Source organism: Burkholderia sp. TSV86 (assembly GCF_001522865.1).
GTDB lineage: Bacteria > Pseudomonadota > Gammaproteobacteria > Burkholderiales > Burkholderiaceae > Burkholderia.
Map to the genome: position 1 here is coordinate 15,598 of NZ_LOWB01000131.1, position 25,738 is coordinate 41,335.

The 25,738-nt window shown below is 59.1% G+C and carries 20 protein-coding genes; 9 read left to right on the forward strand and 11 right to left on the reverse strand.

What is annotated here, in order from left to right; translation table 11 throughout:
• Positions 1-70 precede the first annotated feature (70 nt).
• The 3 genes from WS68_RS24105 (at position 71) to dmeF (ending at position 4,237) form a co-directional block, all read left to right on the forward strand.
• Positions 71-2,512 (forward strand): heavy metal translocating P-type ATPase, encoded by a 2,442-nt coding sequence (locus WS68_RS24105; RefSeq protein ID WP_082710280.1) that lies wholly within the window; start codon positions 71-73, stop codon positions 2,510-2,512.
• Between the two features lie 96 nt (positions 2,513-2,608).
• A complete protein-coding gene (locus tag WS68_RS24110) occupies positions 2,609-2,881 on the forward strand; it encodes a metal/formaldehyde-sensitive transcriptional repressor (protein ID WP_059573241.1) in 273 nt (90 codons plus the stop codon).
• Between the two features lie 12 nt (positions 2,882-2,893).
• Positions 2,894-4,237 carry a CDF family Co(II)/Ni(II) efflux transporter DmeF gene (dmeF, locus tag WS68_RS24115; protein ID WP_082710281.1) on the forward strand — a complete coding sequence of 448 codons (1,344 nt, stop codon included), beginning with the start codon at positions 2,894-2,896 and terminating at the stop codon, positions 4,235-4,237.
• Between the two features lie 204 nt (positions 4,238-4,441).
• On the opposite strand, the gene WS68_RS24120 is transcribed toward dmeF, so the two are convergent.
• The 3 genes from WS68_RS24120 to WS68_RS28120 form a co-directional block, all read right to left on the reverse strand.
• Positions 4,442-5,494, reverse strand: a complete 1,053-nt coding sequence (locus tag WS68_RS24120) for a terpene synthase family protein (protein ID WP_197419676.1) — start codon at positions 5,492-5,494, stop codon at positions 4,442-4,444.
• Between the two features lie 277 nt (positions 5,495-5,771).
• On the reverse strand, positions 5,772-6,086 hold the full coding sequence (locus WS68_RS28115) for a hypothetical protein (protein WP_156429659.1): 315 nt from the start codon (positions 6,084-6,086) through the stop codon (positions 5,772-5,774).
• A gap of 115 nt (positions 6,087-6,201) precedes the next feature.
• Positions 6,202-6,372, reverse strand: a complete 171-nt coding sequence (locus tag WS68_RS28120) for a hypothetical protein (RefSeq protein WP_156429660.1) — start codon at positions 6,370-6,372, stop codon at positions 6,202-6,204.
• A gap of 194 nt (positions 6,373-6,566) precedes the next feature.
• On the opposite strand from WS68_RS28120, the gene WS68_RS24125 reads away from it, so the two are divergent.
• The 3 genes from WS68_RS24125 to WS68_RS24140 all read left to right on the forward strand — a co-directional run bounded on the left by WS68_RS24125 (position 6,567) and on the right by WS68_RS24140 (position 11,158).
• On the forward strand, positions 6,567-7,292 hold the full coding sequence (locus WS68_RS24125; RefSeq protein WP_059573242.1) for a ZIP family metal transporter: 726 nt from the start codon (positions 6,567-6,569) through the stop codon (positions 7,290-7,292).
• Between the two features lie 773 nt (positions 7,293-8,065).
• Positions 8,066-9,202, forward strand: coding sequence for a porin (locus WS68_RS24135; protein ID WP_059573244.1), 1,137 nt, complete (start codon positions 8,066-8,068; stop codon positions 9,200-9,202).
• Between the two features lie 1,134 nt (positions 9,203-10,336).
• Positions 10,337-11,158 (forward strand): alpha/beta fold hydrolase, encoded by an 822-nt coding sequence (locus WS68_RS24140; protein ID WP_059573245.1) that lies wholly within the window; start codon positions 10,337-10,339, stop codon positions 11,156-11,158.
• A 248-nt stretch (positions 11,159-11,406) separates the two neighbouring features.
• Here the strand turns inward: WS68_RS24140 and WS68_RS27040 are convergent, their stop codons facing one another.
• From WS68_RS27040 to metE, 3 genes are all read right to left on the reverse strand, one after another.
• On the reverse strand, positions 11,407-12,297 hold the full coding sequence (locus WS68_RS27040) for a LysR family transcriptional regulator (protein ID WP_082710282.1): 891 nt from the start codon (positions 12,295-12,297) through the stop codon (positions 11,407-11,409).
• A gap of 1,063 nt (positions 12,298-13,360) precedes the next feature.
• Complete coding sequence (locus WS68_RS24145) at positions 13,361-14,503, reverse strand: AraC family transcriptional regulator (RefSeq protein WP_059573246.1); 1,143 nt, start codon at positions 14,501-14,503, stop codon at positions 13,361-13,363.
• Positions 14,504-15,883: 1,380 nt separating this feature from the next.
• Positions 15,884-18,178 carry a 5-methyltetrahydropteroyltriglutamate--homocysteine S-methyltransferase gene (gene metE, locus WS68_RS24150; RefSeq protein ID WP_059573247.1) on the reverse strand — a complete coding sequence of 765 codons (2,295 nt, stop codon included), beginning with the start codon at positions 18,176-18,178 and terminating at the stop codon, positions 15,884-15,886.
• 130 nt (positions 18,179-18,308) lie between these two features.
• Here metE and WS68_RS24155 point away from each other — a divergent pair, with 130 nt between their 5' ends.
• A complete protein-coding gene (locus WS68_RS24155; RefSeq protein WP_059573248.1) occupies positions 18,309-19,217 on the forward strand; it encodes a LysR substrate-binding domain-containing protein in 909 nt (302 codons plus the stop codon).
• A gap of 369 nt (positions 19,218-19,586) precedes the next feature.
• On the opposite strand, the gene WS68_RS24165 is transcribed toward WS68_RS24155, so the two are convergent.
• Both WS68_RS24165 and WS68_RS24175 read right to left on the reverse strand, forming a co-directional pair.
• A complete protein-coding gene (locus tag WS68_RS24165; RefSeq protein ID WP_059573250.1) occupies positions 19,587-21,068 on the reverse strand; it encodes an extracellular catalytic domain type 1 short-chain-length polyhydroxyalkanoate depolymerase in 1,482 nt (493 codons plus the stop codon).
• Positions 21,069-21,542: 474 nt separating this feature from the next.
• Positions 21,543-22,163, reverse strand: coding sequence for a LysE/ArgO family amino acid transporter (locus WS68_RS24175; RefSeq protein ID WP_059573252.1), 621 nt, complete (start codon positions 22,161-22,163; stop codon positions 21,543-21,545).
• Positions 22,164-22,269: 106 nt separating this feature from the next.
• On the opposite strand from WS68_RS24175, the gene WS68_RS24180 reads away from it, so the two are divergent.
• Complete coding sequence (locus tag WS68_RS24180; protein WP_059573253.1) at positions 22,270-23,163, forward strand: LysR family transcriptional regulator ArgP; 894 nt, start codon at positions 22,270-22,272, stop codon at positions 23,161-23,163.
• A gap of 37 nt (positions 23,164-23,200) precedes the next feature.
• On the opposite strand, the gene fnr is transcribed toward WS68_RS24180, so the two are convergent.
• From fnr to WS68_RS24195, 3 genes are all read right to left on the reverse strand, one after another.
• Positions 23,201-23,950 (reverse strand): fumarate/nitrate reduction transcriptional regulator Fnr, encoded by a 750-nt coding sequence (gene fnr / locus WS68_RS24185; protein WP_059573254.1) that lies wholly within the window; start codon positions 23,948-23,950, stop codon positions 23,201-23,203.
• Between the two features lie 120 nt (positions 23,951-24,070).
• Positions 24,071-24,538 (reverse strand): universal stress protein, encoded by a 468-nt coding sequence (locus tag WS68_RS24190; RefSeq protein WP_059573255.1) that lies wholly within the window; start codon positions 24,536-24,538, stop codon positions 24,071-24,073.
• Between the two features lie 224 nt (positions 24,539-24,762).
• Positions 24,763-25,197, reverse strand: a complete 435-nt coding sequence (locus tag WS68_RS24195) for a DUF3005 domain-containing protein (RefSeq protein WP_059573289.1) — start codon at positions 25,195-25,197, stop codon at positions 24,763-24,765.
• 269 nt (positions 25,198-25,466) lie between these two features.
• Between WS68_RS24195 and WS68_RS24200 the strand changes: the two genes are divergently transcribed.
• Complete coding sequence (locus WS68_RS24200; RefSeq protein WP_059573256.1) at positions 25,467-25,703, forward strand: hypothetical protein; 237 nt, start codon at positions 25,467-25,469, stop codon at positions 25,701-25,703.
• Positions 25,704-25,738: the final 35 nt, after the last annotated feature.

Below are 25,738 nucleotides of genomic sequence, written 5' to 3' on the forward strand. Positions count from 1 at the left end.
GGCTCAAGGGCCAGGCCGCTCCGTGGGGGGAGTGGGGAAGCGCCTGAGCAGATTATCGAGGAGCGTCAAGATGAACGATCGAGATAGCGAAGGTAGGCCGTATCACCAACGAATTTCAGGGCATGCGCCGTCGAGCACCGATGATATGGGCAGCGCGGGCAAGCGCGACACGCGTACCGGCCATGGCGGACACGCGCATCAGCATGGGGAACACCGCGTGCCAGCCGATACCGCCCGCGCCTTGCGCGACCCGGTTTGCGGGATGAACGTTACAAATGCGTCACGTTTTCATACCGAGCACGACGGAAAACCATACTACTTCTGCAGCAACGCATGCGTGACGAAGTTCAAGTCGGCACCGGAGAAGTACGTTGAATCCCGATCCCCTGAGCCGGCGGCGCCGATACCGGAGGGCGCGCTCTATACGTGCCCGATGCACCCGGAGATTCGTCAGGACCATCCCGGTCAATGTCCGATATGCGGCATGGCCCTGGAGCCGATCCTGCCCAGCATCGACGAAGGTGAAAACCCCGAGCTGGTGGATTTTCGGCGCCGCTTCTGGTGGACATTGCCGCTGACCGCAGTCGTCTTTGTGCTGGCGATGTTCGGCCATCGCGTCGAACTGCTGCCGGCGTCAACCGAGAGTTGGATCGAGTTCGTGCTTTCCACGCCGGTGATCCTATGGGCGGGCTTCCCGTTTTTCGAGCGGTGTGTCCGTTCGTTCCTGAACCGCAGCCCGAACATGTGGACGCTCATTGGGCTCGGTACGGGGGCTGCCTACATTTACAGCGTCGTCGCCACCGTTTTCCCGGGCGCGTTTCCTTCGACATACAGTGCACACGGCCGTGTGAGCGTCTATTTCGAAGCCGCGGCCGTTATTATTTCGCTCACCCTGCTCGGGCAGCTGCTCGAGCTGAAGGCCCGCTCGCAAACGTCAGCTGCCATTAAGGCGCTCCTCGGCCTCGCTCCCAAGACTGCGCGACGCATCAATGGCGATGGCTCGGAGGAGGATGTGCCATTGTCCCACGTGCATGTGGGAGATCTGCTTCGAGTCCGGCCGGGTGAGAAGGTCCCTGTGGATGGCGTGGTGACCGACGGCTCGAGTTCGCTCGATGAATCCATGATTACCGGGGAGCCCATTCCCGTAACGAAGCGTGTCGGTGACCATGTCATCGGTGCGACGATGAATGCGACTGGCAGTCTCGTCATCCGGTCCGAAAAGGTCGGCTCTCAGACGGTGCTGTCACAAATCGTACAGATGGTTGCCCAGGCCCAGCGCTCCAGAGCACCGATGCAGCGGATGGCTGACAAAGTGGCCGGCGTATTCGTTATGGTCGTCGTCGGCATAGCGCTGTTGACGTTCGTGGCATGGGGCCTCGTTGGGCCCGAGCCCAGTTGGGTATTTGGCCTGATCAATGCAGTCGCGGTGCTCATTATCGCGTGCCCCTGCGCGCTTGGCTTGGCTACGCCGATGTCCATCATGGTCGCCAGTGGCAAAGGCGCATCGAGCGGCGTTCTCTTCCGGGATGCCGCGGCGATTGAAAATCTGCGCAAGGTCGACGTACTAATTGTCGACAAGACGGGTACCTTGACCGAGGGCCGTCCTGCCTTCGAACGCGCTTTGGGCGCTGACGGCTATACACCGGACGAGGTGCTTCGACTGGCGGCCAGTCTAGACCAGGGTAGCGAACATCCACTTGCCGCGGCCATTGTGGCAGCTGCCCGTGAGAAGACATTGAAGCTCGACCGTGTCGAGAATTTCGAGTCCGTAACAGGCATCGGCGTGCGAGGCGTCATTGCCGGCCGCTCATTGGCATTGGGCAACACCGCGATGATGCAGACTGATTCCGTATCGGTCGAGCCGCTCGCAAAGGAAGCGGATGGCATGAGGGAGCAGGGTTCGAGCGTCATGTATATGGCGGTGGACCGACGTTTGGCCGGGCTCTTGGCGGTCTCGGACCCGATCAAGGCGACGACGCCGGAAGCGCTCGCGACGTTGAAGGAAAATGGCATTCGAGTCGTGATGGCAACGGGCGACGGCGTGGCGACGGCCAAGGCCGTCGCCGGGAAACTCGGTGTCGATGAATTTCATGGCGAGGTCAAGCCGGCCGACAAACTCGATTTGGTGACGAAGTTTCAGCAAGCCGGGCACATCGTAGCGATGGCTGGCGACGGTATCAACGACGCACCGGCGCTGGCCAAGGCCGATGTGGGTGTTGCCATGGGAACGGGAACCGACGTGGCGATGAACAGCGCGCAGATCACCCTCGTGAAGGGCGATTTGCGAGGTATCGCGCGTGCTCGCGAGCTGTCGGAAGCGACTGTCGCGAATATGAAACAGAACCTAGGTTTCGCGTTCGTCTACAACGCGCTTGGCGTTCCGCTGGCGGCCGGCGTGCTTTATCCGGTCACCGGGCTATTGCTCTCGCCAATGATTGCCGCGCTTGCGATGAGTCTGAGTTCTGCGTCGGTCATCTCGAATGCACTGAGGCTGCGCAATGCGAGGATTTAGGTCATTCGGTGACGTTGGCGTGGGATGTATCGTCTACCGCGGCAACGAGTGACGAGGAGTGGCTTATACTCCCCCCCACTATATGAGGGAGCCGCCATGAGCCACACAGTCAAGGAAAAGCAGAAGCTGCTGAATCGCGTCCGCCGTATCAAGGGACAGGTCGAAGCGATCGAACGTGCGCTGGAAGAAGAGCGCGGCTGCAACGAAATCCTCCAGCGCATCACGAGCAGCCGCGGCGCGATGAACGGGCTGCTCGCGGTCGTGCTCGAGGATCACATCCGCAGCCATTTCGTCGACGCCGAGGGGCACGAAGACGAGGGCAGCGCGACCGAGCAATTGATCGAAGTCGTTCACAGCTATTTCAAGTAATCGGGGGCTGTGATGAGCGAATTCAAGGACGCTGCATTCGGTGCGGGGCACGACCACATTTTTCTGGGAGCTGCGCACGAGGAGAACGAGCGCAAAACGTGGATGGTCATCGGGCTGTGCGCGGTCATGATGGTGGCCGAGATCGTCGGCGGGTCGATTTTCGGTTCGCTGGCGCTCATCGCCGACGGGCTGCACATGTCGACTCACGCCGGCGCGATGCTGATTGCCGCGCTTGCGTATACCTATGCACGCAAACACGCGAGCGATCCGCGTTTCGTATTCGGCACGGGCAAACTCGGCGACCTCGCAGGCTTCACGAGCGCGATCGTGCTCGCGATGATCGCGCTCGTGATCGGGTATGAGGCGGTCGCACGCTTGTTTGCTCCCGTTCCGATCCATTTCGGTGAAGCGATTCCGATTGCGGTTGCCGGCCTGCTCGTCAACATCGCGAGCGTCTGGTTGCTAAGCGGCGATCACCATGGCCATAGCCACGGCCATCATCACGGGCATGCGCATGGCGGTCACGATGATCACGGGCACGAAGAGGAAGTGCACAAAATCTTCGATCAGCAGGGGGTATTGCTCGTATCGGTGTTCGAAGATGGCGTGCCGCCCGTGTTCCGCGTGGCGCCTGCCACGAACGATACGGCGTTCGTCGATGCGAATGCCGTATCGGTGACGACGATCCGCCCGGACGGCACCCGGCAAGAATTTGCGATGCAAAGCCGTGGCGGCTACCTGGAGTCGCTCGAGGTTATCCCCGAGCCTCATCAGTTCAGGGCCATCGTGCGCCTGAACGGCCGAGAGCACGAACTTGCGTTCGATGAACATGATCACGGCGCGTCTGCTGCGGCGGCGCGGGATCACAATATCCGCTCAGCGTACATTCACGTGATTGCCGATGCGGCAGTATCGGTTCTGACGATCATTGGTCTGCTGCTCGCGCGTGCGTTTGGCTGGGTCTGGATGGATCCGCTCGCAGGTATCATCGGCGCGCTGGTGATCGCGAACTGGTCGTTCGGCCTGATGCGCGACACGGGCGGCATTCTGCTCGACATGAATTCGGATCGCCGGCTGGCAGACGGCGTGCGCGCCGCCATCGAAGGCAGCGGCGATCGGGTTAACGATCTGCACGTCTGGCGCCTCGGACCGGGGCATATGAGCGCGGTCGTTTCCGTTTCCACCGGCGACACGGCGCGGGATTCGCGCTTCTATCACGGCCTGCTGCAACGCTTCAAGGATCTATCGCACGTGACCGTCGAGGTCGTTCCGGTTGCAGGGAGAAGCACATCGTCATCCTCCGGCACGAGCAGCACCCAAACAGCGTACAGCCCCTTTGGGCCACAGGAGAATTGACGAATCCGTAACCGGTCAGCGTGCGCACAAGTTGCGCACGGCCGGCCCGCCGGCCACGATCCTCGGTCGGGCAGCTTCCGCTGCCGGCCACGCAGTTTGGATAACTCAACTTTCCTCCGTCATTTGCTCGCGCTTCTACGTCGCCGCGCCACACCATGCTTCCTCATTGCGCGTGACATGCAAGCATCACAGACTGCTTCCCGCTCAGGCGTCGACGACGTATGGCGGGTGCGACCTGTCTGCCCACGCGTTCACGTTGTAACGTTCGGATGCGTGATGGAACCAGTAAACGCTCGAGATCCAGTTGCGCATGTTGAACACGCAATGCCGGACAGCGTCTGCAATTTCGGGCGGCAGATTCGCGCGATCCACTCGTTCCAGCGCCGCACGCTCGGCGAGCAGGAAATCCTCGACGCGTGTGATGACGCGCTCGCGAACTTCATCAATTGCATCGCCTACCGACAGTCCCCGATGCTTGATCAGCGTGATCCCGAGATTGTGTAGCTCACCGGCGGCCAGTTCCTTGCGGATCGAGCACAGATCGTTATACCAGCCCGCAAACTCTTGACTGGCCAGGCCCGCGCGACGGTATTCGCCCCACTGACGGATATCGGCCGGCAATGCGCGTCCCGCCGCGAGTTCGAGGCAATCGAGCCAGACGCGGTAGCCGAACGTGCCGGCCCGCAGCTTCACATAGTCGTCAATCGGCGGCACGTAGTTGTTGATACGCTCGCGATATTCGATATCGTAGGCGTGGATCACAGCGCGCAAGTGTTCCGCGATGCTCGTATTCCAGTGCTCGCTCATCAGCGCGTGAAAACGCAGCAGGCAATCGGCAAGCCCGCTAAGGAGCGGTTCGGCATCGTGCGAGTAGGCCGCTGGCGCGTCAACGACACGATATAGGGCGTCGCGCAGGGCCGCCCATCGGCCGTGTTGGTGATGAAACGCGTATCGGCCGTGCTTATCGTCCCACACGAAGAACCAGATACTGAGATCCGAGATCGCGCACAATGCGTCAAAGGGCGCACCGACTGAATAACTTGCTACTAATTCGGTGTAACGCAGCCCATCGGCCTGTGTTCCCACGACATCGACCGGCACCAGCCGATGCTCGAGCATCCAGCGACGGGAATGCTCACGCAACCTTAGCCCGTCTTCGTGATGCCGGAGGACGAACGCGCTCTCAACCAGCGGAATGGCAAATTCAGCCGGCACGGCACCCCAATGGCTCGCAGATTGCTGAATCGAAACGTCCATGACAATCCCCGTGTTGTGGTCAAGTAAAAATATCAACGCTCGTTGATCGCCTCGTCGCCACAAATTTCAATCTCGAAAATCACCTGCGTCAAGCAAAGTTACGATCGCAACGCGGTACGGGCCCCATTGAGAAAGTTTGCTCGGTATCGCGCATCGCGCTGGCCCGGTTTTCTGGCTCCTCCGTGAATAAATTGCTGGTTGCGTCAAGGCTGTACCGGACATTCTTTCCTTCGCTCGTGACGGACAGCGTGATAACGCCTCACGCCTGTTTGCGGCGTCAGTGCGGCGCCGGTTCGCTGGGCACGGGCGTATTTAGTCCGGGTGAGCCGAGACGCCACAGCTTGGTGGCGAGTAGGATGAAGCCTTGACATAAGTACATCGAAGTATCGGCCGATGGAGCGCTAATATCATGGTCTATGCCGTCGCTGCTGACAGATAGATTTGTTGCAATGCGATATCCCGCGGCAGGCTTGACGTTGCAGGCCTGAGTGAGGTTCAACCGCAGATAGATATCGCTGCCGCGACCACGGCGGTGAATGTGGTAAACAGCAGCCTTGACGCGTTCGTTCACGGTTTCCAACGTGGCAGTCATTAAAGATCGGAAAACAGGCGACGGAGCGAGCATGTCGAAAAAGGGCAAGCCGGCACGGTTTCACGAATATCCGAAGAGGCTGCATCACCATCAACGTGGTCACCTGATTGTGAATTCAGCGGATGACGGGCACTGTAAGCGCTTGCTGAATGTGACGGCCATGTCCGTTCGGTTCTTCATGGAACCGGGTGTTGTCCAAATGCAGGATATCGGCGGCTACCTTGGATCGCACGGTCATCAGGGTGGATATGACTGCCGCCGGCAGGTTGATCATCAATGCGGACATTCAAGCCAATCGTTGTCACTCACGAGCAATGGCCGTATCTTTTCGCAATGTCGTGCCGCCAATCCGGCTGGAGCGAGATTTTGTGCCCGGTTGCAACCCCATTGCTGCCGGCCGCCCACGCGAAATGCAATTACGCATTGCCGCCACGCGCGAAATTCCTTAACCAATGCAGCACTCCTATGGCGTAACGACTTATGACTCCAACGGCCAAACTGGCATTGCTGACGATTCCGCCTGTCTTGGCGGCTTGCATGGGCTCCGTGGTCGCATCGTTGCGTGCCCCACGGCCAACGACGTCAAGCATCATTCAACACTTCGCGGGCGGTATCGTTTTTTCGGCTGCGGCGCTCGAGTTGCTACCCAAGGATCGCACCTATGCGACGGTTCCCGTGATCGTCGGATTCGCGTTGGGGCTTGTGTTGATGCTGGCGATCCGGACAATATCCGGCGTGATTGAGACACGGCTTCAACAGACGCGTCTACCCGTCAGCCTCATCATCGTCACTGCGATTGATCTAGTTATCGATGGTCTCGTGCTCGGCATCGCGTTCTCTGCAAGCGACCAGACAGGCATCATCCTCACCATCGCGTTGACCTTGGAGGTGCTATTCCTTGCCCTTTCGGTCAGCGCAGCGCTAGCGGCCTCGGGAATCAGCCGCGCGCTTGCGATAATCATACCGATGGCGATTTCCGTGCTGCTAAGCTTGGCTGCAGTGGCGGGCACTGTGGCATTTTCGGGATTGCCGACGAATGTCTACGCAGCTCTACTGGGCCTTGGGACAGTCGCGCTGCTATATCTTGTAACCGAAGAGTTGCTGACAGAAGCACATGAAATACCGGAAACGCCGCTGGCGACTGCCGCCTTTTTTGTCGGCTTCATCGTGTTTTTTCTGATCGAGGGCTCAATCGGCGCAGCTTGATTGCGCGTGTCGCGGGTGTTTGCTCGGCAACGCAACGATGCTCGACGATCGAATTACCACGTGGTGGCGCGGGCTGGATACGCGTCGATCATGCGAGTTCCGTTGCCGAGGGCGGCTGCTTCGTTACGAAGAGCGGACCGGGAATCGACTGTGTGTTTGCACCACCGCCGGCTTTTGTCGTTATCCCGGATATTCATTGCGATGACCTGGTCGCTCGTTGTCAATTGCAACTGCTTCGTGAGTTTGCGCGATTGATACGAAGCTACCGGCCGGTCGCCATGCGTCATGCGCGAAGCAGATTCTGCATAACGTTTATGCATGAGGGCGGCGAGCGTTGTTGTCGTTCAGCCTTGTGGATTGGTATCGAATGAGTGCAGCCGCGAATCGCGGTGTGCGTATCGATCGTTTCCCGGCCATCGACTACGTCTCGATTCCCATTTCGCACGTAGCGGGCGCCTTGGCTTTTCTTCACTGCTCGCGTGACGCCGTCATGCCTGAATCGGGTTGCCACCTCTCCCCAATTCTGGTTCAGAACCCGTTCTTCAGAGCGCATTCGAGATCACTGTCACCGCATCTATGATGACGCGGAAATGACATTTTTGTCATTTGTTGCTCATCTCCGCGATGCGAATGCTTTCCAGAATCGGCAGCGCGTTCGGAAATTTCCCGCCCCGCCAGAGGTGGTAAAGCACGATACCGGAAGCCATCCGACGCATAAGACAACCACTGTGAACATTGGGGAGCGCACCTTGAACAAGCCATTTCGGTTCTTAATGCTGTCGGGCACTTTTCTCACAATCAGCCAAGCGGCCCAAGCGTCCGAAGTCACGCTTTATGGTCTGTTCGACACATCCTTGTCGTTTGTCTGGAACGCGAATGCGGAAGGCAAGAATCTCGTCGGTCTAGGCAACGGCAATCTGCTCGGCAACCGCTTCGGGGTGAAAGGAGTGGAGGATCTCGGTGGCGGACTGAAAGCGATCTTCACGCTGGAAAACGGTTTCAACCCGAACACCGGTGCGCTTGGGCAAGGCAACCGGATGTTCGGCCGGCAGGCATTCGTTGGTCTCGAAAGCGCACGCTGGGGCACGCTGACGCTTGGCCGCCAATACGATTCCCTTGCCGACGTTGCGTGGCCGGTAACCGGCGATTTCTACTTCGGCAGCGTCTATTCGACGCCCGGCGACGTCGACAATTACGACACGTCGTCGCGTACCGACAACGCAGTGAAATACACGTCGCCCGTGATCGGTGGATTCCAGTTCGTCGGCATGTATGCGCTCGGCGGCGTGGCCGGCAAGAGCGGCGCCGGGCAAACCTGGTCGGTGGGTCTTTCGTACAGCAACGGTCCGGTCGATGTCGCGGGCGGCTATTACTACGCCGCGAATCATTCATCGCTCGCCAACGGTATCCGGACCGGCTGGAACGGCACATCGGACGGGACGTTCGACGGGTCGCTGGTCAACGGCGGCTACATCTCGGCGAAATCGATCAACATCGCGCGCGGCGCGTTGCGCTACAACTTCGCGCCATTCGCCGCCGGCATCGACTACAGCAATGCGCAGTACAAGGCCGATGCAATGTCTGCGTTCCGCAGCACGCAGAAGTACGATACCGTGCGCGGCTTCTTCAACTATCAGGCGACGGCCAGCCTGCTCGTCGGCGTCGGCTACAGCTACACGCGCGCCCGCGGCGATACGAGCGCAACCTACCATCAGGTGTCTGCCGGTGCCGACTACGTGCTGTCGAAGCGCACCGATCTCTATGCGGTCGGTGCCTGGCAGCGTGCGAACGGCGAACAGCGCACGCTCGACGGACGTACACAAGTGGCGCAGGCTTCGATCGGTTCCTATGGTTACGGCGGAACGCGGACCCAAGGCATCATCAATCTTGGGCTACGCCACCGCTTCTGATGCGTGTGCCGGCACTTGCGTTCCACGCATGACACAAATGGCCTCTTTTGATGAGGTTGGCGACGCAGCTAGCCGTTACGATTTTTGATGGCGCGGATGATTTTCGTGTCTGAGCCACGGCCGTGTGATGGACGCTGACGATTGCCAGGGATGGGGCGACGTCGTTGCTGCGAAAGATGCCGCGTTCGAAGTCATCACCGGCTGGGGCTGCGAATAGATCAACACGCTCGGCGGGTATGGACGCAGCGCGGCGGGTGCGTCCATCCGGATCGCGGAATACGGGTACGCGATCCGGAGCCCCCAACTACAATCGTCGGTCGCCGTGGCGCGAACGCCGTCGGCCCGCAGGACCCGCACAATGTTTTATCCCCGGCGCCGGTCTCGGCGCATTCTCGTCCGCCAATGATTCCTTTTAATCGGAACATGAACCGCTTCGAATATAAGCAATAGATTCCCTTGAGCCTGACGAGCGGCCTCAGATAGCGCTTCTGTCACACCAGTGGGCAGAGCAATCGAAACTACATCCTCGACACCGGCTTGCGTTAGAGGTCGCGCAGGAAAAGCAGGCGCTGCGTGATTCATCCATTGAGCAGGCTGACGCGTAGCTTCGGTCACGAAGCGGTGCTCGGAACCGGCCCGTGCCCGATTGGAGAGCCCCAATCCCGTTTTTGACCGGATTCCATTGCGCGAATCCCGGGCAATGCTCAGACAATACCGGTGCGCAGCACGAGCAGGGTGCCGGTCAGCATTGCATGCTGGAGGCAGACGCCCCGGGGACGCCGTCGTCATGACCAACGGCGTTGACTTAGTACTCGGCATCGTGCCGAGCATGGCGGTGCTCGCCTCAGCCCGAATGCATGGCGGACGTGGTGGCGCCGGACGGAAAGCTCGAATGCGGGTAAGCTGATGCAGCGCAAGATGGCACGCTAAACACGGCGCGTGCGGCGGTCGACACGCCATGCATGGATAGTTGACGCACTTCGCATCCGGCTCGTCGCCGATTGTTACGCTGTGCCGAAGAAATCCCGAACGGCATGATCCAGGCAGCCTACTGCCGCGACAAATGACCCGCAGTCCGATCGGCGCGCGTCGTGCCGATTGCCTATCACTTACTCATCGATACGGAGCCTTTGGATGGACACGATCACGACGAAAGACGGCACGCGAATCTTCTACAAGGATTGGGGCTCGGGGCGCCCGGTCGTGTTCTCGCACGGCTGGCCGCTGAACGCAGATGCGTGGGACGCGCAAATGCTGTTCCTCGCACGGCGTGGCTATCGGGTGATCGCGCACGACCGCCGTGGACACGGCCGCTCCGCGCAGCCGGCAGCGGGCAATGACATGGATACGTATGCGGACGATCTCGCCGCCTTGATTGGCGCGTTGGATTTGCGCAACGTGACGCTCGTCGGCCATTCGACGGGCGGCGGTGAAGTTTCGCATTATGTCGGCCGACATGGCTCGCAACGCATCGCGAAGGTTGTGCTGATCGGTGCAGTGCCGCCGATCATGCTGAAGACCGACGCGAACCCGGGCGGTCTGCCGATGGATGTGTTCGACGGCATTCGTAAGGGCGTCGCGGACAATCGCTCGCAGTTCTACCGAGATCTCGCGTTGCCGTTCTTCGGTTTCAATCGGCCGGGTGCCAAGGTGTCGCAAGGCACGATCGACGCATTCTGGGCGCAGGGGATGACGGGCGGGATACTTGGTCAGTACGCGTGCGTGCGCGAATTTTCCGAAGTCGACTATACCGAGGATTTGACGAAAATCGACGTGCCGACGCTGATCTTGCACGGTGATGACGATCAGATTGTGCCGATCGACGCGTCCGCGCGCTTGTCCGCGGCGATCATCAAACAAGCAACGCTGAAAGTGTATCCGGGCGGCTCGCACGGCATTTGTGTGACGCATGCCGACCAGGTCAATGCGGATTTGCTGGCGTTCCTCGAGGCGTGACGACGGTATCGACAAGACAATCAGGCGTGGGTCGATGCCAAGCGTATCGAGCCACGCCTGGAGCGTTTTGATCTCGCGTTGACGTGACCCCGGATTGGCCATTGTTCCAGGCGAAATCAATTCGAGATAACTTGCCGACGCCGCCCGGAGTTGCCTTCGGCCGGTAATAATGGTTGCCCGTGACCCGTGTATTACATTTCATCATTAATCGGGAAGCTTGCCGCGGAATTCTGCCGGGCCCATTGCAGTCATTCATTGAAATTGGCAAGTAAATAATCGATAAACGAGCGAACCTTAATTGGCATATGCTGACGATTGGGGTACGCAATATACATTTCGAGGTTGGGTAGCTCGTAGTTCGACAATATTCCCTGCAAATTTCCTAGCGCAATATCTCGATCGACCGTGTATTCCGGTAATATCGCGATGCCGAACCCTAGTAGTGCAAGATGACGAATAATTTCATCGTTATTGGTTAAAACCGGGCTCGAAAGCTTGAGTTGATGAGTTTCGTTTTTATGCGTGAATTTGTATTTATTCCCGTTGGAATATAAGTTGGATAGTACGAGAACCGAGTGTTTTTCCAATTCGACCGGGTAATGTGGAGTTCCATGCGTATTTAAGTATTGTTGCGATGCGCACGCAATCATGCGGATGTTAGTGATGGGGCGGGTTACCGTGCTGGGATGGCGTATTTGTTGAGGCGTTAATATTCCTATATCAAATCCTTCCTTGATGAAATCCACTTGTCTTTCCGTGATCGTCAGGTCAGGGGAGATATTGGGGAATGTCGTCATGAATGATGGAAGGAGCGGAGTGAGGCAATGCTGAGCAAAGCCCGGAGACGAAGCTATGCGCAAAGTTCCGATCGGCCCTCGACTGGTCGAGGAAATTTCTTCCTCGATTTTTTCGAGATCTTCCAGCAGTTGCCGCGCGCTAATCAGATATTTCGAACCAGCTTCCGTTAAAGAAAGGCTGCGGGTGGTTCGATAGATAAGGCAGGTTTCGAGTCGATTTTCGAGTGCCACGATATGTCGTGTTGCCACAGCGGTTGAAATTCCGATGCATTTCGCGGCGCGCACAAAGCTGCCTAATTCCGCCACATTGACAAAAACACGCATTGCCGTTAAAAGATCCATCTTGGATTGTGCTTTTAAAATTCCAAATGTTGGCTCATGAATTTATTTTCGTGTGAAACGAAAATAAATATCGAGATGGGCTTGTATGGGCAATTTATGGTAAGTGACGCGGTGAATGATTTGAGAGCTTGATCTATTCATACGCTTTTGAAGTCGGTGATTTTTACGATAGGTTTCATTGCGGATGGATGATAAGGCGGTTGGGCAGATCGAATGCTGATACTTTTCGTGCCGCTCTGCGAATCCACGATTCACGATCGACCGTCAATATCGCGAGCATGATTGGCAGCAGGCTCGTCGATAGATAGACCTCGCTGCGAGAATCAGGAGCGCTTGGGTATGCATGATGCTGTCGGGGATAAGTTGCCAAAATGACTGTACGCATTTCAGCTCGATATGCCCGGGGCAGGTGACAGTCGACATTGTCACGGGCGATTGCCTTGTCGACGATGCCGGATTGTGAACCGATACGCGAACTCGGTGTGTTGGCGCACAGCCCATCGTGCGCACAAGTCAAACATCGCGGCGGCGGTCAGCTTCAAGAGCCGTATGCCGAAAATGAATAGCCTGTCTCTCTTACCTGTCGAACGGCTTGTTCCATGCGCGCACTTATATCCACCGCCTATGCTTGAACCGCTTTAAGCGGGCGAAGCACCGCTATACGGGGCGCCCCGACTTATCGTGGTAAGCAGTAATTAAGTTAGCCGAAGCCCGAATCGAGTATGAAGCAATACGGCCCAAAATATTCGCAATCCGCTTGGATGACGGCTGAACGCGGCAATATTGATTCGTATGGGTTGATGATCCATCTTCGTTAATGCTGATAGGCATGGCATTCTCGATGTATTGCTTGTAAAGCATTAAATTGATTCGACAGGTTAAATATGGATCACCAGGGGGGCTACAAAAATGATGGAGACGGTCAAAAAAAATGACCATTTCCATCATTAATTCGATTTTTTGAGAAGTCGACCCGTATGCATTTTACGGAGAGATAAGCGGGAGATGACATGAGTATCGGCAGGCAGTTCTCGCCGGGAAGAATGGCGATTGCGTAGGAAGATTACTCCGGCTTGTTCATGGCTTCCACGCTGTTGATCCATTTTTCTCGATTACGGCGGATATCATTCGGGGTTATTCCCATCCAACGCTTGAATGCATGCCGAAAGCTCACTGCATCACTGAATCCCAGTAAGAATGCGATGTCTTCGATGCTCAGTGTGGTTGTACTGAGGTAATCAATGGCCAGCGCTCTTCGCACGCTTGTCAGCAGTTCGTTATATGACGTTCCCGCAGCGTCGAGTTTGCGGCGCAGCGTGCGGGCGGTCATGCATAAGTCGCTAGCGACAGCATCGATCTCTGGGAATTTGCCCGGCGTGCGTGTAAGTATTTGATAGACGCGCTGCGTGATATCAGATTGATTACGGATTTCATCCAGCAGGCGCGCGCATTGCAGTGAGACCTGTGCTGCCGTGACCGGATGAGCGAGCTGCGGAACACGTGGCAGCCATGCCGACGGATAACTGATTCTGTTGCATGGCTGTTCAAACAGAAGCGGACATTCGAGCGTTTCGGATAACAGTTTCGCATGAGGTGGTTGCTTACGCATAAATTCCGCACGTACCGGCACACACCATGTCCCCATGATATCCTTGACGACTGTCACATGTAATGCGAATTGCATATCGACGAGAAAATGATACAAATCCGCATCGATTTCAGGCAATTTCGTTTCGTTCCAACCTGAAAAATTCCAAAATACTAAGTCGCCCTGCTGGTTCCAGCTAACGCCGAGCATGCCATTTGCAAGCTGGTGAAATTTGATTGCCGAGTTAAACGCATCAGCCATGGATTCCGAGCACAGCCCGGCATAGCCAAACATCCCATAGCTTGAAGCGTGGAGCAGCCTGCCAACTTGCACACCCAGATCCGAACGCGGACATAGGCGGATCGTATTACGTGCGGCTGTCAAGAATTGTAACGTTGACGTAAGAATGAATGGGTTGGCAACGTCTTCGGCGCTAAGGCCAGTGCCTGCTAGCACCTCACGCATGTCCAACCCCAAATCCAGCGCCACTTCGGCCAGGGCCGCCAGCTTGGACGGGGAAAACCGCTTTTCGGACAGCGTGGCGGGCTGAGTGGGATTGGATGACCGATCGGCGAGGAGACAGTGCTCTTTGGGGCTTGGAGGAGTGTTCTGATTCATGGCTGAAGGCTGAATTCAGGCAGCTGATTTTATCCAGATGTACGACTTGATACCAATGCGTATTGATTTTTCCGAATATTCATTGTAGCCCGCGAAGTTACGACAATTTGCAATATTATATCGTAATGCTAATGGTCAATTTTCATGTCCGGCTTGATCATTTATCAGGGGTCTGGTTCGTCAGTAAAGGGTGGCCGATCTGAAACCAATTTTTATAATTAATATCCTGTTGGTATTGGCAGGTGACGGCAACGTCGTTTTTATATAAGTTTGCTGAGAGGAGCCGGATGCTATATGGAGTGGCTGCATCGGATGTACGGCAGCATCGTTATTGCCAATAAGAGGAATGTTGGGGATGAACAAAACTCGGTGGTTTTCAGCTGACGTGGCACCTATTCGCAGTGGATGGTATGAATGTAATCGACTTGAAGGGGCGCGACGGGTTATTCGGTTGCTTGAGTGGAATGGCAATGTATGGAAATATGGGGAAGACTCCGGGCGAAATAGACCCGGAGAGCAAGCCAAAATGGTGGATTCGAATTTCGATAAATGGAGAGGTATCGAGCCCGGTCTGCTGTGGCAATCTAACTCATAATCAGCATGGGTGTTTCGGTGCATAGTCTGGCCTTCCTTTGGATGCTTGGACTGGGCTTCTAGTGCCGCCGTACATTGCTTTTTCTGATTCGGAGCGCGGCTTCAAACCGGCATTGCGGACGATTTGGCAGCGATGCTGCGAACGGCAAATGTTTCGGGTTGTTCGCAGCTGCCATGCCGTTGCTGACTGAATGGCGAGCGGTTGGCCGTATCAGCGTGCCTGTTTGATTCTCTTCGCACTGTCCACTGGTGTCAACGCTACCTGGGAGTGAATTTTCGGAATGTTTTCAATTCCGCGGTTGTACGCACTTAAATCAATCTCGGCGCTTGCGATGCCGGCGAAAAGAAATTATGACCGGTTCATCGTTTTATCGAGATAGCCAAGATGAGTGAATTGGTGGAGCGAGGCGATGAAGCGGACTTGGCTTGAGGAATCTAAAAATTAAAAATCCGTGATCTATTGACAGCCAATTTCATCCGCTCACTCTTTCTTGGTGGTAATTAATTCCAGATGGTGTGCAATGACGTATCTGACTGAATTGTGTGATGGGCATGCGCTGTAAATAAGTGAAGCGGGATGGTGGATCGTTTAAGCACTGTTTGAACGAAGAGTACCGTCAAGGCCCCGTTTCCAGGATGGCCGTTTTGTATGGCCGGAGGCGTGATGAGCACTGTCGTCACTCCGGAAGAAAATCTTTTGACGAAATAAATCGCCCCAGGCTGGAATGCACCGGCCTGGGGCGCAATGCAGTGCCCCGCCATGCGCGCTCGGCGGGGACAATACGATTACTGCACCTGGTTGCGCAGCGTGTTGGCGGCGGCCACCATGTTCGTCAGCGCCGGAATCACTTCCGTCCACTGGCGCGTTTTTAGTCCGCAGTCCGGGTTTACCCACAGTCGTTGCGCCGGAATTCGCTCGGCCGCTTTCTTCATGAGCTGGACTATATGCTCCTGGGTCGGGATGTTCGGCGAGTGAATATCGTAGACACCTGGTCCGATCTCGTTCGGATATTTGAAGTTATCGAACGCGTCGAGCAATTCCATATCCGAGCGTGATGTCTCGATCGTGATCACGTCGGCGTCCATGTCTGCGATCGACGCGATGATGTCATTGAACTCCGAGTAGCACATATGCGTGTGAATCTGGGTTTCGTCGTCTACGCCGTTGGCGGCAATGCGGAACGATTCGATGGCCCAATCCAGATATTCCTTCCATTGCGAGCGCCGCAGCGGCAGGCCCTCGCGCAGCGCCGCCTCGTCGATTTGAATCACGCGGATGCCGGCCTTCTCGAGGTCGAGCACTTCATTGCGGATCGCGAGCGCGAGCTGAAGGCATGACACCGAACGGGGTTGATCGTCGCGCACGAACGACCAGTTGAGGATCGTCACGGGGCCGGTCAGCATGCCTTTCATCGGTTTGCTGGTCAGCGATTGCGCATACTCGATCCACTCCACGGTCATCGCGTTTGGGCGGCTGATGTCGCCGAACAGGATAGGCGGTTTCACGCAACGCGAGCCATACGACTGTACCCAGCCAAACTGGCTGAACGCGTAACCTTCGAGCTGCTCCCCGAAATACTCCACCATGTCGTTGCGCTCGGCTTCGCCGTGAACCAGTACGTCCAGGCCCAGTGCCTCCTGCTCGCGGACGCTGCGCGCGATCTCCGCGCGCATTGCGGCCTTGTAGCCGGCTTCGTCAAGCGTGCCGGCCTTGAATTGGCTGCGCGCGTGGCGGATTTCCCCGGTTTGCGGGAACGAGCCGATCGTGGTGGTGGGGAACGCGGGCAGCTTCAGCCGTTCATTCTGCTTCGGTGCGCGGGCGCCGTATGGGCTCTGACGCCGGCCGAGCGCCGCGGTGATGCGGTCGACTGCGGCCTTGACCGCCGGATTGTGAACGCGCGGCGATGTGCGGCGGCTTTCGATTGCGGCCGCATTCGCGGCCAGTTCGTTGTCGACTGATGCACGGCCGTGATTTAGCGCCGACGCGAGCACCTTCAGTTCGTCGAGCTTCTGCAGCGCGAATGCGAGCCACGAACGGATCGCCGGATCGAGCTTCTGTTCGCTCGACAAATCCACCGGCACGTGCAGCAGCGAGCACGATGGCGCGATCCACAGCCGGGAGCCGAGCATCTGCGCGAGCGGCTCGAGCCAGTCGAGCGTTGCGGCTAGATCGGTCTTCCAGATGTTCCGGCCGTTGATCGCGCCGACCGATAGCACGCGGTCCGCCGGCAATTGACGAGCGAGCGTGGCGACTTCGGCGCGTGCGTTGATCGCGTCGATGTGCAGACCTTCGACCGGCAGCGAGCACGCGAGCGCGAGATTCTCGCGCAATGAGCCGAAATAAGTCGCGAGCAGCAGCTTGACTCGCCGCGTCTCGAGCGCCTCGTATGCGGTGACGAATGCTTGTTGCCACGCGGGATCGAGTTCGGTGACGAGCGCCGGTTCGTCGATCTGCACCCACTCGGCACCCTGGGCGACAAAATGGTCGAGCAGCGCGGCATAGACAGGCAGCAGCTTCGGCAATAGTGCGAGGCGGTCCGAATCGTCTTTTGCCTTGCCAAGCCACAGATACGTCACGGGGCCGATGATCACGGGCTTGGCGTTCACGTTGGCGGCGCGGGCCTCGGTCAGTTGCGAGACGAGCCGCGAGGCGTCCAGCGAGAAACGGGTCGTCGCGGTGAATTCCGGCACGATGTAGTGGTAGTTCGTATCGAACCATTTGGTCATCTCGGCGGCAGCGACGCCGCCGCAGCATGCGCCGTGTTCTTCCGCGGTTTGCGCGGAGCGGCCGCGCGCTACCCGGAAGTAGTTGTCGAGCGTGTCGCCGTGAAAGCCTTGCACGCGTTCCGGCAAGTTGCCGAGCGTGAAGCTCATGTCGAGCACCTGGTCGTAGAACGAGAAGTCGCCGACCGGAACCAGATCGAGACCTTGTTGATTGTCCCAGTGGCGCTGGCGCAATTGTGTGCCCAGTGTCTTGAGCTGGTCGCGCGAAGCCTGACCTTTCCAGTAGTTTTCGAGCGCGAATTTCAGCTCACGCGTCGCCCCGATGCGGGGAAAGCCGAGATTGTGTGTCGTGACCATGAGAGCCGCCGTTTGCAGTGGAATTGAAGGATTCGGCGGTCATGATAGGGTTTTCGAAGCATGAAATAAAATGGCATTATTTCATTTATCCATTAAATTTGTTCATGTGAATTTTTCGTGAGTCCTAGCCATGCTGGAGCGGTTTCATCTGGTCATCATCCGTGAAGTGGAGCGCCAAGGGTCGTTGACGGCGGCGGCCAACGCGTTGTATCTCACGCAATCGGCACTCAGTCATACCGTCAAGAAAATCGAGCAGCAGCTCGGCACGTCGATTTGGGATCGGCAAGGGCGAAGCTTGCGGCTGACGCAGGCGGGGCAGTATTTGCTCGCGCTCGCGAACCGGCTGCTGCCGCAGTTCGAACATGCGGAAGCGCGGATGAAGCAGTATGCGAACGGCGAACGCGGCACGCTGCGCATCGGCATGGAGTGCCATCCGTGCTATCAGTGGCTGTTGAAAGTGGTGTCGCCGTATTTGGCGCGCTGGCCCGATGTCGATGTGGACGTCAAGCAACGCTTCCAGTTCGGCGGTATCGGCGCGCTGTTTGGCTACGACATCGACGTGCTCGTTACTCCTGATCCGCTGAACAAGCCCGGGCTGCGCTTCGAGCCGGTGTTCGACTACGAGCAGGTGCTGGTGGTGGCGGATCAGCACCGCCTCGCGAGCGTGGACTATGTCAAGGCGGCCCAGCTCGCGGATGAAACCTTGATTACCTATCCAGTCGAAACCGATCGGTTGGACATCTACACCCAGTTTCTCATGCCGGCGGGCATCGTTCCCAAGCGGCACAAGGCGATCGAGACGACCGACATCATGCTCCAGATGGTGGCGAGCGGGCGCGGCGTGGCGGCGCTGCCGCGCTGGCTCGCCGACGAGTACTCGGACCGGATGCCGGTGGTGCCGGTCAAACTCGGCAAGGGCGGCATCGCCAAGCAGATATTCCTGGGCACGCGGGACGCGGATGCGTCGATCGATTATTTGGCCGCGTTCGTCGATCTTGCCCGCGAATCGACGCTCGGTGCGCCAAGGGTTCGCCACTAATTCCCCGAATCAAATAAACCACGCTGCGATAACGCAGCATTTTTCGCGGATTCGCGTGAATGAGTTCGGGATGCGCCGGACCGGGCGCGATCCGGCGGTTTGCCGCGCTCGGCCCTGCGCGCCAGGCTGCGGGTGCCTGGGGCCGAGCCGCCGGACGATCGTCGCCCGCATGAGCACCGGCATGCCGATGACGGCGAAGTGGAACGTGCGCGGTGCCATCGTCGCAAACGTCGCCGGAACTGCATGAAGCGACGCTTGCGCGAGCGGCTCGGCGCACGATGCGCGTTGCATTCGACGAACGCGCATGCGGCAACGGCCGATGCGTGCCATTTTTGCGGCGTGGCCTCGAAAAGCCGCCGACGCTGACGGTCATGGGCAGTTGCCGACGATGTAGTAGCCCGCCGCCGTTTGCGCGAGCGTAGTCGTGTAAAAGATGTTGTCCAATCCCATGCTCTGGTTCGAGCCGTTGGCGTAGGCGATGCCGCCGGAATCGTGCGCCCGCCCGGCGAGCACGTGCGCGTAGTTGCTGGCAGTGGTGGCGGTGCAGGCAAAGCTCGATTGCGTCGTGGCCGATACGGCGGAGGACTGGGCGCTTTCGCCCGCCTTCGGATCGATTTCGGTGATGGTGTACGAATAGGTCGTTGCGGCGTTCAGGCCGGTGTCGGTATAGGACGTCGAGGCGGTCGAACCAATCTTCACGCCGTTGCGGTACACGTTGTAGCCGCTGGCGTTCGCGACCGCATTCCAGGCCAGCGAAACGGTGGTCTGGGTCGTACCCGTGACAGCAAGGCCGGTCGGCGTGCCGCCGGGCTGTGTCGTTACCGGGCCGATGCGCAAATTGTTCTTGACCCAGTAGTCCATCACGAACGCCGGGTAGTTGATGTGCGTGGCGTCGACATAGTTGACATTGTTGCCCCCGGCGCCGGCCGGCCATGCATGCGCCATGCCCGATACCGTGATCTCATGGGTGCGCACGTGGCCGCTGCTGTCGGTATACGGTGTGTTGACTCCGCCGCCGGGAATCGACACTTGCGCGCCTTGCGTGAACGCGCCGCCGTAGACGAGCCGCAATGCGGCCGTGTCGATCGGGCCATATCCTTGCGCTACCGTATAGTCCGATGTGCCCCACACGGCGCCGGCAATCTGGGTCGAGAACTGGCCGGCGTTCGAGCCTGCCCACGTCTTGCAGTTGTTGGCTGCGGTGGCCGCGGTGTAGCCGGGCGGGACATAGCTGATTTGCGCGGTGGTCGTGCCTGGCGGCGGCCCGGCGTTGATGCCGATGCCGGCAAAGATGTCCGGTGCGATGCAGCCGAGCACCATCGTCATGCCGCCGCCTGACGACAGGCCTGCCACGTACACTTGATTCGGATCGATCGCGTATTGCGAATTGGCGACGAAGCGACGGACCAGGTCCAGCAGCACGCCGACGTGTCCGGATGCGCGGTTCGGCGACGCGTTCGCATAGTCCCAGCAATGGTTGTAATAAACATTGCCGGTCGCGTTGGGTGCCACGATGATCGCGCCGTATTGATCGGCGACGGTTTTCCAGTTGAATCCGGCCCCGTTGGCGCCGTCGATCACGTCGCCGGACGCTGTTTGCTGGCATCCGTGCAATACCAGGACGAGCGCACGCTTGCCATTGGGCGTTGTCGGCTGGGTGGCCGGCCAGTAGAAATAGCCTGTCAGGCTGCCGCCGTTGACGGTATCGGCGGCCCAGGTTTGCTGGCTGCTCCACGCGCTGGGGCCGGCGGGAACAGCGGCGCGGGTGACGAAGGAGAGGGTCGCCAGCGTGCAGATCGCAATGAGCCTGGCGGTCCATCGTGGCAGTCGCCACGCGTTGCGGTAGGCCATGATGTCTCTCTCCATGATGGTCCAGTGATGCAATGCTCTTCGCGGCTTTTCGTCGCCTTGAGTATCCCGCTCTTCAGTAGCAAGCGGTTTGCGAGACTGCTTTTTTTACCCGCGAAGTTTTTAATGAGTCGTGCGCGAGTATGTTGAGGATGTGGAAATAAAGCATGCCGATACGCGCGGGTCAATCTGAGATTTCCCCGAATTTTTCCGCGATCCGGCTTGCTGGCGGGGCCCATTGAGCAACGGTAATGTGACGTCGATCGAAATCGCATGACGCTTGCTGCGATGCGAGTGATTGCTTGGCCGGCAGGCTGCCGTCGGTTTGCGCGGCCAGCGCGCATTGGGTGTCGCGTATCGCGCTTGCGCATGGGGCCTGGCATGCGCCGGCCATGCACCATATTCGTGAATGAATGTCGAATGGACAACGGCCAGGCGCAATGAAACCGGCGCAACCGGCCAAGCCGGGCGGATGGCTCAGTGCAACTGCGCGGCTGCGACGAATAGCACCATGCCGCCGATCGCGCCGTCGAGCACGCGCCACGCGAACGCGCGCTTGAACCAAGGGGCAAGAAGCCGCGCGCCGTAGCCGAGCCCGACGAACCAGATCGCGCTGGCCGCCATCGCGCCGAGCGCGAACGCACTGCGTGCGTGCTCGGGTTCGCGTGCGCCGGCCGTGCCGATCAGCAGGAACGTGTCGAGATACACGTGCGGATTGAGCCAGGTGAGCGCGAGCGTCGTCAGCACGATCGTCCACGCGCGCTGCTCGGGTTGCGCGGCGGCCGGGTCCGCCGCGTCGAGGGCCGTGCGCGCCGGCTTGAGCGCGCGACGCAGCGCACCGAAACCAAACCACGCGAGATACGCGAGACCCACATACAGCACGGCATGAACGAAGGCCGGATAACGCTCGACGAGCGCCGACGCACCGCCCACCCCGGCGCTGATCAACAGCATGTCCGACAACGCGCAGATCAACACGATCTTGCCGACGTGCGAGCGCATGATGCCTTGCCTGAGGACGAAGGCATTCTGCAAGCCGATCGTGATGATGAGCGATGCGGACAGCATCATGCCGTGGGAAAAAGCGGTCCAATTCATGGCGGTTGCGGCAGCTTCGATGGACTGACGAAATGAAAGACGCTAGTCTCCGATATCCGTTTACATAAGCAAAGCTAAATTGGCTAATGTTGATTAAGGAAAATTAATGCTCGACTACGCGTTGCTCGATGCGCTTGCTGAAGTGATCCGCCAGGGCTCGTTCGAGCGGGCGGCGAAGGCGCTCAACATATCGCCGTCGGCGGTGTCTCAGCGCGTGAAGCTGCTCGAGGAGCGGGTCGGCAGCGTGCTCGTTAAGCGCGGGCAGCCATGCGTCGCGACGACGTCGGGCGCGCTCCTTTGCCGTCACACCGAGCGCGTGCGGATGCTCGAGGCAGAACTGTCATCGCATATGCCGGCGGCGCCCGATGCGCCGCCTGGCACATGGCCGACGCTGCGGGTCGCTGTCAACGATGACAGCGTCGCCACGTGGTTCATCGATGCGGTTGGACCGTTTTGCGCGCAAAGCGGCACGCTGCTCGACCTCGTGATCGACGATCAGGATCACACCGCCGAGCGGATTCGCGACGGCAGCGTACAAGGCGCGGTGACGGCGCTTGCCGAGCCGATCCAAGGCTGCCGCTCGACGCGCCTTGGCCGGATACGCTATCACCCGGTGTGTTCGCCTGCGTTTTTCGAGCGCTATTTCAGCGATGGCCTGAATCGTGACGCGCTGCGGCGCGCGCCGTGCGTAATGTTCAACTCGAAGGACAGCTTGCAGGCGCGTTTCATCCGGCGCGTGACGCGCGTGGATCTCGATCCGCCGCAACATTGGATTCCGCACGTCGCGGGCTATCTGCGCGCATGCGAAGCGGGACTGGGCTGGGGGATGTGCCCGAACCGGATGGTCGAGCGCCAGATTGCCGCGGGCGAACTGATCGATATGTCGCCGGGCAAGAGTATCGATATCGAGCTTTACTGGCAGAGCTGGCGATTGTCGATCGGCTGGCTCGACGAGTTCGGCGCGGCGCTCAAGGCGCGCGCCGCGTTGTTCCTCGATTGATTGCGGTAAAAGAAACGTGACAGCGCGGCGCGATGGATCACAAGTGCTGCAAGCCTTCGAAATCGGCGATCCGAACGATCCGTCCGTGCATTTCGATGAGCCCGCGCTTGTGGAACTTCGATAGCGTGCGGCTGACTGTCTCGAGCGTCATCCCGAGATAGCTGCCGATGTCCTCGCGCGTCATTCGCAAATTGAATTCGGTCGGCGAATAGCCGCGCTTCATGTAGCGCGACGACACGTCGAGCAGGAACGCCGCGACGCGCTCTTCGGCGTTCAACGAGCCGAGCACCATCGCCTGCGACGTTTCGCGAACGATCTGCTCGCTCATCAGTTTGTGCATCCGCAACTGCATCGTGCTGGCTTTCGAGCACAGTGCCTTCAACGCGCTGTAAGGGATCACGCAGACCGAACTGTCTTCGAGCGCGATCGCGGTGCGCGGATGCGCGTCGTCGCAGATGCCGTCGAGGCCGAGCGCTTCGCCCGCAAGATGCAGGCCGGTGACCTGCTCGCGCCCGTCGTATCGGGTCGCGACCGTCTTCAGCGATCCGGAGCGCACCGCGTACAGATTGTCGAAAGCGTCGCCTTCGCGGAATAGCGCTTCGTTGCGGCGCACCGTCCGCGCGCTGCATATCACGGATTCGAGATGCGCAAGCGCTTCGGCCGTGAGCCCTTGCGGCATGCAGAGGTGGCGCATCGCACACGTCGAGCACTGCGCGGACCGGCGCGGCGTGCGGATGCCGGATGCGTGAGCCGGAGCGGCGGCGGAGCGGGGGACGGGCGTGAGCATGACGGACGGGCCTTGAAGTTCAGTGGGTTGGATCAATGCCGCAGCGCGCGCGAGCTGAGTTTGGCCACATCGCGCAATTCCGGTTGCGGCGAATCTGCGCGTTTGCTGCGGCGCGCATTTTTACGGGTTGGCCGGCTGATGGGCGGCGGCCGGAATCAGCAACACGGGCAGCACCGCATGGCGGACGCACTGCTCGGCGACGCTACCCAGCACGAGCCGCTTGACGCCTCGGCGGCCATGCGTGCCGAGCACGAGCAGATCCGCTCCGAATGCTTTCGCACCTTCGATGATCAGCGACGGCACATCGGCCAGCGACGTCTCGGCTTCGCCGATCTTCATGGTTCCGGTAACGTTGGCTTGCCGCATTCTCTGCGTGAACTCCTGCGCGAGCGCGTTGCCTTGCTCGATCAGCTGATTGCGCAGCAGTGCCGGATCGTAGCCCGGAACGTTGTAGTAGACCGTGGCGTTTTCGACGACGTAGTACGGTTGCAATTCCGCTGCGTTCTCCTTCGCGAGCGCGAGCGCCGCGTCGAATGCATGGCGGGATGTTTCGCTGCCGTCGACCGCGACGAGGATGCGTTTGTACATGATGTCTCCGTGGCGTGTTCGGGGAAAGATCGGCTGTTTGGCGGATTGCGTCCGCCGCCGTCCTTTTACAAAATAAACGATAGCTGACGCCGGCCGGCGCGACCAATCGACGCGTGGGCGCCGATGCCGCATGTCATGCCGGGGGGCTAACGAACGCGGCTCGCGCACCTGCGGATGCAGCGGTGCCACTGTGCAGCGGCCGGCTGCCTGGCCGGCCGTCGCGGTCAGCGCGGAGCCGGCGCAAGTTCGACGATGCGCGCAGGCCGTTGCAGCGGTCGATGCAACGGCGGGCGTTCGTCGTCGGCAATCGCGTCGAGCGGCGCGGCAGAGTCGAACCCTTTGTCGATGACCGTATAGCCGGTGCGCAATGCGAACTGCGGATGATTGCCGCCAGGCCGGCTATCGAAACCGGCGAAGCCGTCGGGCGTTTCCGGCACCGCGTTGACGAGCGACGCGTTGCTCGTCGTGATCTGATCCGGCGAGATAGGCTCGCCGTTCGCGATGCGGGTTGCTTCGCGGTTCTTGCCGTCGGCATCGACGGTGCTGTCGTGTGTCGCGTCGTTGAATTGCTCAATGCTGCGCGGATGCATGCGTGCATTGGGGCGCCCGGCGTTGGCGGGCGCCGGTATGGTGCGTTCGAACGAATTCATCGCAGTCACCTCCGCGGCGCGGCGTCCGGCGGCGGGCAAAACCCGCTGCGGACACGACAGGAAAAGGCGCACGTGCGAGCGCCGCAGCCGCGCCATGCGCTATGTTTTCCTAATAAATATTTCAACTAGAAGACGCGTTATCTACAGAGTATGATTCTTTTCCTGCAAAGCGGTGCGCGACATCCGGCGCACCCGCTTCCGCCCGGATTGGGCACCGCAGCATCCTTAACGGACGGGTAGCGAACAAGAAGGTAAGGGGACTGAAGGTGGGCGGACTTATGCACTCTACGACTACGGCATTCATGCATCGCGGTTATCTGTTGAATTGCGCGCCGGCGCGTGCCAGTGACGGCTCGTTTCAGCCATATGTCGTCATCTCCCGATCGAGCGACGGCGAACTAGTTGCGAATCGCTTCTTCCCGTCCGACCTGCATTTCAACGATGAGGACGCAGCGATCGCGCATGCGCGCGATTGGGCCGTCCGATGGATCGACGCAAGCAGTCCGACGAGGTAGGCGGCCCGGCATACGTTGGCGCGCATTCCGCTGAC